Source organism: Faecalibacterium sp. AF27-11BH (assembly GCF_003603005.1).
Taxonomy (GTDB): domain Bacteria; phylum Bacillota; class Clostridia; order Oscillospirales; family Ruminococcaceae; genus Faecalibacterium; species Faecalibacterium taiwanense.
The window spans coordinates 433-10,128 of sequence record NZ_QVGS01000024.1; the positions used below are offsets into that span (position 1 = coordinate 433).

Sequence of the window (9,696 nt, forward strand, 5' to 3'; positions counted from 1 at the left end):
CCAGCAACGGCAGCGTCCAGAAAGTGGAGAACAACCGCTTTGCCCGTGCCGATCTGGAACGCCGCCTGCTCATGATCGACGATGACATGGACATGAACGCCCTGCCCAAGACCAACTATATCAAAACGATCGTCACTGCCGAGGCCAAGCTGGACTTGGAGCGCAAGGGTGTCCAGAGCTACCAGCGTGACATTTACGCCCGGTTCCTCTGCTTCGGCAACGGTGCGCTGACCTCGCTGTATGACCATTCGGACGGCTTCTTCCGTCGCCAGCTCATCCTGACCACCAAGGACAAGCCCGCCGACCGCACAGACGACCCATTTCTGGTCGAGAAGATGTGCGCCGAGTTGGAAGGCATCCTGCTGTGGTGTCTGGAAGGGCTACACCGGCTGGTGCAGAACAACTTCCGCTTTACCGTCAGCGAACGTGCCGCTGCCAATGTGGACACCATCAAGCGCAGCAGCAACAATGTCATCGACTTCATGGAGTCCGAGGGCTACTTCCGTTTCAAGGCGGACTACTCCATCAGTTCCAAGGAGTTCTACGACATTTACAAGCAGTGGTGCGAGGACAACGCCTGCCACAGCGTATCGGCGATCCGTTTCAGCGCCGAACTGCGCCAGAACGACCGCCGCTATAACCTTGAAGCCACCAACAACATCTATCTGCCCGGTGGCCGCAGGGTGCGGGGTTTCGTGGGCATTGAGCCGCTTGTCCACCCCTGTCCGTAAAAAGTGCATTTTTTTACGGAAGAAGTTCGTACAACCTGTACGGTCTGTACTTGTACGCACCCGTACGGCGAATTGAAGCAAATTAAGACGTGGTATCGTTTATATTTCGAATTTCTGTACACCGTACGAACCGTACAGGTTATTTGAAGTCCGTACGCAATTTTTTCAGATGCGTACGGAGCAATCAAGTTCGCATTGTGCGAACTTGTCGGGGCGAGGCCCCTCCATCTTGCTGGCGCAAGACCGTTCGGTCACTTAAAAGCCCCACTGGGGCTTTCATTGCTTCGCAAACGTGAACTTGATTAACTCTCCCGCAGGAGACGTTCCCCCTCGGAGAGTCCTCGAAGAGCCCACTACACTTTGCAGCCCATAGGGATGAAAGTGTCATAGTGGGTTATTACACTTCCGGGGAAGTGCATCTCCGTCCTCGTCACCTTCCTCTGAACCCCGAAAGGAGGGATGCCCTTTGGCAAGAAATGATGGTATTGACCGCACCAGTGTCCGAAACCTTGCCGTTTCGGACAAGGCTGTTGGCAACACCCAGCAGCACAACGAGCGCGAAAAAGACAGCTATCGAAACCCCGATATTATCCCCCAGCGCGCTGCATGGAACGTCCACTTCAAAAAGCCAACCGCCAGCTACACCGACCTGTTCTCCCAACTGGAAGCCGCCGGAACCATCTCCACGCACGGCCTGAAGCCGGATGCTACCCACTACTGTGAACTTGTCTTTGATGTCAACTCAGCCTACTTCGACAACCACGGCGGCTACGAGTTCGCCAAGCAGTTCTATGAGGATGCCTACAAAGCAGCCGTTCAAATCGTGGGTGGTGAGCAGTATATCCTCTCGGCAGTCATGCACGCCGATGAGATCAACCGTGCCATGACCGAAGCACTAGGCCGCGAAGTTTACCACTACCACCTCCATGTGGTCTATGTACCTGTGGTGGAAAAGCAGATCCTGTGGTCGAAACGCTGCAAGGATAAGGCACTGGTCGGTACCGTAAAGGAGACTGTCATGCAGGTCAGCCGAAGCAAGAAATGGGCATCCAAGCCCCTACTGGACGATGCTGGAAAGCCTGTTTTGCAAAAGAACGGTAAGCCCGTGCTGAAGAAGTCGTACAGCATCCTGCAAGACGATTTCTTCAACTATATGCGCAGCGCCGGGTATACCGATGTAGAGCGTGGTGAGCGCGGCAGCACCGAAGAACACCTGACTGTCACTCAGTTCAAAGTCCAGCGGGAGCAGGAACGGCTGGACAGCCTGACCGCCCAGATTGACCAGAAAGAGCAGCACCTCACCCAAACCAACAAAACCCTCTCCAAGACCGAAAAGGAACTTGCCGCTGTGCAGAAAAAGGCCACGCTCACAAAAGAAGCCCTCATTCATGCGCGCGATCTGGATTATATCGGCAAGCGAACCTTCCTCGGCAACTATTCGCTGACCGAGGAAGAATTCTCCAAACTGAAAAAGCAAGCCGACCACGGTTATATGATGGACGTGGAGAACCGCCGCCTGAAAGAAGAGCTTTCCACCGCCAAGAAGGAAGCTGTTCATTGGGGTCAAAAGTATCATGAACTCTGGTACGAAGTGAAGCCCTATCTGGACGCCCTCCACCGTGCGCCTGAACTGGTTCGCAGCTTTCTGGAAAAGATTCTTGTCCCCAAGCAGGAGCGCACCATGAATGTGCCGCAGCGAAACCGCAAGCGTGGGCAGGATATGGAACTTTGATTTTCGGAGGATACTATTTGAACAAAAAGAAGAAGTCGAACAAATCCGGCTACCCGGATGAAGCAATCAAGGCGCTGGCACGTTGCTTTTATCCCTCCATGGTTGAGTTTTTCAACAGTGAGGAAGGCCAGCGTGAATACGAGGTGTGGCTGAAAGAACAGGAAGCTCTACAAGCCTTGCCTGTTGCAGCATAAAAACAGCAGGACGCTCCCAGTAAAGGGAACGCCCTGCCTTATATAGATGTATCTCACCGAGGTGTGTCCAGTTGGGCACACCTCCATTGGTGGATGCGGCAGATCGGGGAGATAAAGGGTGGGCATCGGTATTTCTTTCTGATGTGTCTTGCCATTTATGCCTACAAATGCGGTGTGTCGAAGCAGCAGCTCCGGCAGGACATGAAACAGGCTTTTGATGATCTACAGATGGTGAAGCATGAGAACGCATTGACCGAGGAAGATATACGGAGTGCGCTGGAGGCCTACGACAAGGAGTATTACAATTTCACGATTTCTGATATTGAAGCTCTGACCGATGTTCGTATCGAGAGGAATAGACGGAATGGACGATCACAAAAACTCCACATGCAGTACATGAATATGAATAGACAATTTAAGGTTGGCATCGGGGAATGTACGAATGGTGGACGCCCATCTGGAAGCGGAACGGCGCAGAAAACGGTCTATGAATGGCGGCAGCAACATCCGGGGGGAACGAAAAGCCATTGCAAAAGGGAGACGGGATTGACTTATCCCACCATTCGCAAATGGTGGGACACTATACCGGAGGGGCATATAACGGTCAAAATACGCCCGTCACAGGCTTTGAGCGATTTGTTGGTGGAGAATTTTAAGAAAGGGCTGTAAACGCACCAGAAATGCCCTGTAAGGCGTTTTGGAGGCGGGTAAGGGTTTTATTACCACCCACCAAAAACGAGGCTGGAAAACCGCATAAAATAAGGCTTTTTCAACCCTTAAATGTGCACGCTGCGGTGTTACCATATAGAAAAACGGTGTTCACAGAAAAGATACAAATAATATTTGCAACGCACTTGCAAAACGAATGAATGTTGAGTATAATATAAGTGCAAGCTATGTGATGAGAAAGGAGTGCTATGTATGGCTAAAGGAAATATGACGATTAGAATGGAGCCGGAGCTGAAAGCACAGGCGGCAGCTCTTTTTAAGACTTTGGGAATGGATTTGAGTACGGCAACGGGGATTTTTTATCGCCAGGCACTTAGGTGTCATGGACTTCCCTTTGAGGTCAAGGTTGACGAGCCGAACGCCACTACCTATGCTGCGATGGAAGCGGCAGACAAGGGCGAGGATATGTTTGGCCCGTTTGACAGCGTCTGTGATTTGATGGAGGCACTTAATGCTTAAGCCGGAGTTTACGGGGCAGTTCAAACGAGATTATAAGCTTGCGGTAAAACGGGGCTGCAATCCGAAGAAGCTGGAAGAAGTCATTACGCTGTTATGCAATGAGCAACCATTGCCGGAGGCATACCGAGATCACGCTCTCACTAATTCCAGAAACTATAAGGACATGAGAGAGTGCCACATTGAGCCGGATTGGTTGCTTGTTTACAAGGCTGTCAGAGAGACTTTAATTTTGAAATTGATTAGGACGGGTTCTCATAGCGATTTGTTTTGAGAATCGATCCAAACGAAAGAGTGGTGATGATATATGGCGGGTGTTATAACGGAAATAGCGGCAGAATGTGGCGTGTCAGAACAGGCGGTCAGAGCGTGGTGTCGGCGAAACCATGTTTCGAAAGATGCGAAAGGAAGTTTCGCAATCAGCGAAAGCCAAAAAACCGCTATATATCAGCATTATTTAGGTGATGGGCGAAACCTCGGAAGATGTGTTGATTTCCATGTTGCAAAGGGAATTAGACCGTAAAAATGAGCAGCTTGAAGTAAAGGATAAGCAGATCGAGGAACTGAACGCAAGACTGGCAGATGTCAGCTCGGCATTGGTGGCGGCGCAACAGACCGCACAGGTAGCTCAGGCACTTCATGCGGGAACACTTCAACAGAGGTTGACTTCTGGTGGGGAAATGCGAGAAGTGGTGGATGATAAACCTCAAAAAAGAGGGTGGTTTAGTCGGTTGTTTTTTGGCGAAGACAGTTAGGAGATATAAAGATGGAGAAAGTGGTTGCATAATGAAAAAAATAGATGCTATGAATTATCTTGTTTTTGATAGAAATTTATTTAATTCATTAAAAGCAGGAGGAATTCAGAGGGTGTATTATTGTTCAAAAGATTTTTCGATTTTTGCTGTAACAGATGGTGATATGCTACAGTATATAAATTGGGCAGATTTTAGTGATGTGTCGCTTGCGAAAAATTCTTTAGTTGAACACCCGTTGACTATTTTATATAGCTTTTGCCCTGCTGAAATTTGTGGTTTGTTTGCAGCAATAACTTTTTTTCGAGATGTAGCGATTACTATTTACGTTAGTAGACCGCAATTGCAAGGTATTATTAGTTATAGTGATTTCTCCCCAGGAGAGATAGCCGATTCGCTGAAAAAAGATTGCGTTATGTTATCTGCTGCTCAGATCGAAGCTATTTCTGATGAGTGGAGTCTAATCATACAAAATCAGAGTAACTTAAGAATTTTTTATAAAAATAAAGTTGTGAATGTTCAAGATGACTATTTTGATACAGATATTAGCTGTGTTCTCCCCCAAAAAGGGAACATAGTGCTGGCAGATATTTTGCCAGATATTCAATTGTCGCTAAGGCGTAAGTACGGTTTTGGGTTAAACCCCAGATATATAGAATGGAGGGTTTCCAATGTTTTGAGTTTGCTTTGAGTTGACTTTCCCTAAAAAATAATCAAAAAAGGAGATTTCAGTATGATAAGAAAAAGACTTGTTTCTCTGTTCTTGGCGGTTGTAATGTTGTGCTCTCTTTCTATGACGGCATTTGCGGCGTCTGATGAAGATGTGGCTATGAGTGCAGAGCAAGGTATTATAGCTTCAGAAACATTTGAGATCCCAGTTTCTTTGAGTTTGGATGAACTTGATGAGATGAAGTCTGAACTTGAAGAATGCGGAATCCCATATACTGTTCAAGGAAATCGAGCTATTGCAACAGTTAATGTGACTACTAATATTCACTATGTTGATGAGTTGTACTTTTCCATTATAGCGCAGTGCCGAACAACCTTGTTACAAAAAATAACAGGATCTATTGTATGGAAGTATAAGACAACAGGGTCTTACTCAAAGACTAAGACTATTTCCGTCAACTATCAGGATGATTTTGGTATCCCTAAGTACACCTTAACCTGTCTTAAATATACAGGAAAAACTTTTGCTTCTGGAACTACGATAAGCGCAGATTTTAACATTGATGTAGATGCTACTGGCGAGATTTCTGGTGGTGTTGTATCGAGAACGGTTACTGGCATTGTTCCGTAAAATTAACATTTAACTTTAGTGAAAGGGGCCAGTTGTAGCATAATAGCAATTGGCCCCTTTCTCCCCGCGGGAGCGCGCAAAGCACTTTCACACTGCCGGGCACAAAAGGGGGCGGCGGTGTGAAAGTGCCTTTGCGTTTTACTTTCTCACCAGAAAGTAACAAAGAGGTTGTTTTTAGCGGAAGTTTATGATAAAATAGAGAACGGAAGATTAAGCGGAAAGGGGGCGATTTTATGGGAGTTACGATTTCGGGCATGACAGGTGCGGGAAGCATCCGGCACAACAACCGTAGCTTCTCTGCGGCGAATGTAGACCAGAGCCGAACGGAGCAGAATATCACTTTTTGCAACGAGGATCTGAAGCAGGTCTACCACATGGTTTTTGATGAAGCTCTCACAGCCTACAACGCAAAGAAAACCAAAACGAGAGATAAGATACCGGACTACTATGAGCATATCCGGCAGAGCAAACAGGAAAAGCTGTTCCATGAAGCGATCTTCCAGATCGGCAACATGAGCGACTGTGGGTGCGGTACGCCGGATGGAGAACGGGCTGCGGCAGCTCTGAAAGATTTTGCGGATTCCTTTGCAGAACGCAACCCCCATCTGCGGGTGTTCAATATGGTGCTGCACATGGACGAGGCAACGCCCCATCTCCATGTCGATTTTATCCCTGTGGCAACGGAGCAGTCCAGAGGACTTGCGACCAGGGTATCCATGAAACAGGCGTTGAAGCAGCAGGGGTTTGTTGGTGTCGGCAGAAAGCAGACTGAATGGGCGGCGTGGATGGAGCGAGAGAAAGAAGCTCTGACGGAGATTGCCCAGCGGCACGATTTTGAAATTATCTCTCTCGGCACGAACAGACCACACATGGACTTACCGCAGTTCAAGGAAGCGGCGGCGAGACTGGAAGCGGTGCAGCAGCAGACAGCGGCAGTTGAGCAGGAAGTTGCCGAGCTGGAACGGCAACGAGACGCTCTGAAAGGCACTGTACGGCTCTTAAAGGAGGCAGACAGGGTAAATGTATCCATGAAGGATATTCAGCCAGAAAAGACGCTCACAGGGGCAGTAAAGGGCGTGACGGTGGATCAAGTCGAGCAATTAAAGAAAATGGCGCTGCGCAGCGTGACGGATCGGCAAAAGGTAAAAGAGTTGACAGCGGAAAACACCCGTCTGCGGTCGCAAGTGCCGTCCATGCAAAAGCGGCTGGAAGAAGCACAGCGGCAGCAGCGGCTTGAACAGGAAAACCGTAGGCTGCGGGACGAGAATTATTATCTGCAATCTGAGCTGCATGAGGAACGCGGCTTCACCGAGCGTCTGACGGACGGTATCGGTCGGATGCTAGACTTTCTGGAAGAACACTTTATTTTTTTTTGTCCTTAATCTTCTAACCTATGGCTCCTGGCCACATTCTTCAAATATTCCTCCGGGTCACCGTTCAGAATCAAATCTGCATAGCCCAGCGGATCATTGTAGATGAGGTAGTCCAGTTCCGTCTGCTGTGCCATAGTCACGTCCAGCGCATCCTCGACCCCGGTGCCGTCAATGGAAATTTTTCTCCCATCCCGGAGTAGCAGTTCCACGCACCCGGTATCCATGTTGAAATGGCAAGCCCTTGCATCGTACTTCATAATCATACCCTCCAAATCTTGTTAGTGGCTTACGGTCTATGACAAGGTATCGGAGTTTTGCGTCGTCCACGGGAGCCTTCATTTTCAAACCCGAAGAAAACGAAAAATCCGAACCCTTCTCCAATCGGAAACAGGTTCGGATTTTTCTTGTTTGGTGGACCTAGAGGGATTCGAACCCTTGACCTCTCGGATGCGAACCGAACGCTCTCCCATGCGGACCTTAAAGAAGCCCCCAAAGGACAAAATATTTCTTTGGGAAAACGGCAAAAAATATAGGCGTAATGCGGTTTTTTGGACGAGCATTGCTTTCGAGAAAAAATTGCCATTTTTGCTTCAATGCAAAAAAGTCACACTTCAGGAGAGATGCGCTTCAGATGTGATTTGAACGGGCGACCATCTGAATACTTCTTGCGGATCACGCACCGTATGGGGATGATTCGGATTATATCCCCTGTGCAATAAAATTGACGAGAAACAGTTGGATTTTTTCTGGCTGTTTCTTTTTTATTGCGCAAATCGGCAAAAACAGGGCCGACAGCTACGCACCCAACAAAGATGAAAATGCCTAAAAAAGCCATCAAATATTGCCTTACTTTATACAAAATATAGCAAGCGGTATACGCACCATAAAACATATACGGTATAACGTCAATTTTTGTACATATCTCAACTGAATGACTGGAGGTGAGTTTTCAAAATGCCTGTTATTTATGTTGCAAAAACATCTTCCTACGCACGAAGAATCACGTTCGTTTTAGGACAGACGGTTGAAAAACAGCATGATCCTTGATTATTTCTACGGGCAAACCGGAGAACTGTTTTCGTTCTACCGCATTCCCAAGGCTCTTTTTCAGGAGCCACGGTTCCAGAGTCTGTCCACCGATGCAAAAACCCTGTACGGCATCCTGCTGGACCGCATGAGCCTGTCTGTGAAAAACGGCTGGCTGGACGAGCAGAACCGGGTGTTCATCATCTTCACGATAGAGGATGTCAAGAGGGCGTTGTGTTGCGCAGACAACAAAGCGACCAAGCTGCTCCGGGAACTCGAAAAGTTTGGTCTGATTGAACGAAAACGCAGAGGTCTGGGAAAGCCAAGTTTGGTGTATGTGAAGAACTTTTCAGCAGAATCGTCAAAATCAATATTCCAGAATCGTGATTTTCACGATTCTGGAGGCTTCAAAAACGCAACTCAAGACCCTTCAAAATCACGATGTAATAAGACTAAAGAGAATGATACTGAAATGAGTGAGACTGATCCATTCAATTCTGAAGAAGCGGATGGGATGAGCAAACGCACCCAACTGGAAGAATATTTTTCTCAGTCTTTGGAGGTAGACCTTCTGCTCCGGCTCTGCCCGGACGATGAGGACACCATCTATCAGATCGTAGATTTGTTGGTGGACACCTGCGCTACCAACCGCAAGCTGCTGCGCATTGCCGGGGACGATAAGCCCGCCGAGGTGGTACGCAGTCGCTTTATGAAGCTGAACGCTGACCATATCCGCTTTGTGCTGAAGTGCCTTGCAGAGAACAGCAGCCCGATCCGAAACATGAAACAATACCTGCTCGCTTCTCTGTACAACGCACCCACCACGATGCAGCTTTCCTATCAAAACCAAACTAATCACGACTTAGCGATGCGGGGGTGATAAAAATTTCAAAGAAAGCAACCACAATTGCCATCGTCAACCAGAAAGGCGGCACTGGCAAGACCACCACCTGTGAAAATCTAGGCATCGGGCTGGCGATGGAAGGCAAGAAAGTCCTGTTGGTGGACGCTGACCCGCAGGGCAGTTTGACCATCAGCATGGGCTGGCAGCAGCCCGATGAACTGCCCACAACCCTTTCCACCTTGATGGCAAAAGCCATGAACGACCAGAGCATTCCACCCGGCGAAGGCATCCTGCACCACACAGAGGGCGTTGACCTGATTCCGGCAAACATTGAACTGGCGGGGCTGGAAGTTTCCCTTGTCAACTGCATGAACCGGGAGAAGATGCTGAAACAGGTGCTGGAAGGCGCAAAGCACGACTACGATTTCATTCTGCTGGATTGCACCCCTTCCCTTGGGATGCTGACCGTAAATGCACTGGCGGCGGCAGACACCACCCTGATTCCCGTGCAGGCGCAGTATCTGTCTGCAAAAGGCTTGGAACAGCTTTTGCAGACGGT

General features: G+C 48.5%; 14 protein-coding genes. 12 read left to right on the plus strand and 2 right to left on the minus strand.

The genetic code is table 11. The features are described 5' to 3' along the window. The 10 genes from DWY76_RS14445 to DWY76_RS13530 all read left to right on the plus strand — a co-directional run. Window positions 1-731 (plus strand): DUF5906 domain-containing protein (locus DWY76_RS14445; RefSeq protein ID WP_243112058.1); only part of this gene is annotated, 731 nt, incomplete at its 5' end. 466 nt (window positions 732-1,197) lie between these two features. Continuing rightward, window positions 1,198-2,463, plus strand: a complete 1,266-nt coding sequence (locus tag DWY76_RS13490; RefSeq protein WP_120081583.1) for a plasmid recombination protein — start codon at window positions 1,198-1,200, stop codon at window positions 2,461-2,463. Between the two features lie 17 nt (window positions 2,464-2,480). Further along, entirely contained in the window at window positions 2,481-2,657 is a 177-nt protein-coding gene (locus DWY76_RS13495) for a hypothetical protein (RefSeq protein WP_243112059.1), read from the plus strand. Between the two features lie 93 nt (window positions 2,658-2,750). Beyond that, window positions 2,751-3,326, plus strand: a complete 576-nt coding sequence (locus DWY76_RS13500; RefSeq protein WP_120081585.1) for a hypothetical protein — start codon at window positions 2,751-2,753, stop codon at window positions 3,324-3,326. 252 nt (window positions 3,327-3,578) lie between these two features. Beyond that, on the plus strand, window positions 3,579-3,845 hold the full coding sequence (locus DWY76_RS13505; protein ID WP_120081586.1) for a type II toxin-antitoxin system RelB/DinJ family antitoxin: 267 nt from the start codon (window positions 3,579-3,581) through the stop codon (window positions 3,843-3,845). Next, window positions 3,838-4,116, plus strand: coding sequence for a type II toxin-antitoxin system YafQ family toxin (locus DWY76_RS13510; protein WP_120081587.1), 279 nt, complete (start codon window positions 3,838-3,840; stop codon window positions 4,114-4,116). Before DWY76_RS13505 ends, DWY76_RS13510 begins: the two co-directional genes overlap by 8 nt. Before the next feature lie 190 nt (window positions 4,117-4,306). Further along, window positions 4,307-4,597: a hypothetical protein gene (locus tag DWY76_RS14450; protein ID WP_243112060.1), complete on the plus strand. Its 291-nt coding sequence runs from the start codon at window positions 4,307-4,309 to the stop codon at window positions 4,595-4,597. Continuing rightward, window positions 4,581-5,285 carry a DUF3658 domain-containing protein gene (locus tag DWY76_RS13520; RefSeq protein WP_207665865.1) on the plus strand — a complete coding sequence of 235 codons (705 nt, stop codon included), beginning with the start codon at window positions 4,581-4,583 and terminating at the stop codon, window positions 5,283-5,285. The genes DWY76_RS14450 and DWY76_RS13520 overlap by 17 nt, the downstream gene beginning before the upstream one ends. 42 nt (window positions 5,286-5,327) lie before the next feature. Continuing rightward, window positions 5,328-5,894 (plus strand): hypothetical protein, encoded by a 567-nt coding sequence (locus DWY76_RS13525; RefSeq protein WP_120081589.1) that lies wholly within the window; start codon window positions 5,328-5,330, stop codon window positions 5,892-5,894. Between the two features lie 233 nt (window positions 5,895-6,127). After that, complete coding sequence (locus tag DWY76_RS13530) at window positions 6,128-7,276, plus strand: plasmid recombination protein (RefSeq protein WP_243112061.1); 1,149 nt, start codon at window positions 6,128-6,130, stop codon at window positions 7,274-7,276. On the opposite strand, the gene DWY76_RS13535 is transcribed toward DWY76_RS13530, so the two are convergent. Together DWY76_RS13535 and DWY76_RS14135 are read right to left on the minus strand one after the other, a co-directional pair. Then, a complete protein-coding gene (locus DWY76_RS13535; RefSeq protein WP_120081590.1) occupies window positions 7,273-7,524 on the minus strand; it encodes a DUF6061 family protein in 252 nt (83 codons plus the stop codon). The genes DWY76_RS13530 and DWY76_RS13535 overlap by 4 nt on opposite strands. A gap of 347 nt (window positions 7,525-7,871) precedes the next feature. After that, on the minus strand, window positions 7,872-8,159 hold the full coding sequence (locus DWY76_RS14135) for a hypothetical protein (protein ID WP_165852645.1): 288 nt from the start codon (window positions 8,157-8,159) through the stop codon (window positions 7,872-7,874). A 144-nt stretch (window positions 8,160-8,303) separates the two neighbouring features. Here DWY76_RS14135 and DWY76_RS13545 point away from each other — a divergent pair, with 144 nt between their 5' ends. Both DWY76_RS13545 and DWY76_RS13550 read left to right on the plus strand, forming a co-directional pair. After that, entirely contained in the window at window positions 8,304-9,173 is an 870-nt protein-coding gene (locus tag DWY76_RS13545; RefSeq protein WP_120081591.1) for a DUF6017 domain-containing protein, read from the plus strand. Next, window positions 9,173-9,696 (plus strand): AAA family ATPase (locus DWY76_RS13550; RefSeq protein ID WP_133300821.1); only part of this gene is annotated, 524 nt, incomplete at its 3' end. The genes DWY76_RS13545 and DWY76_RS13550, both read left to right, overlap by 1 nt.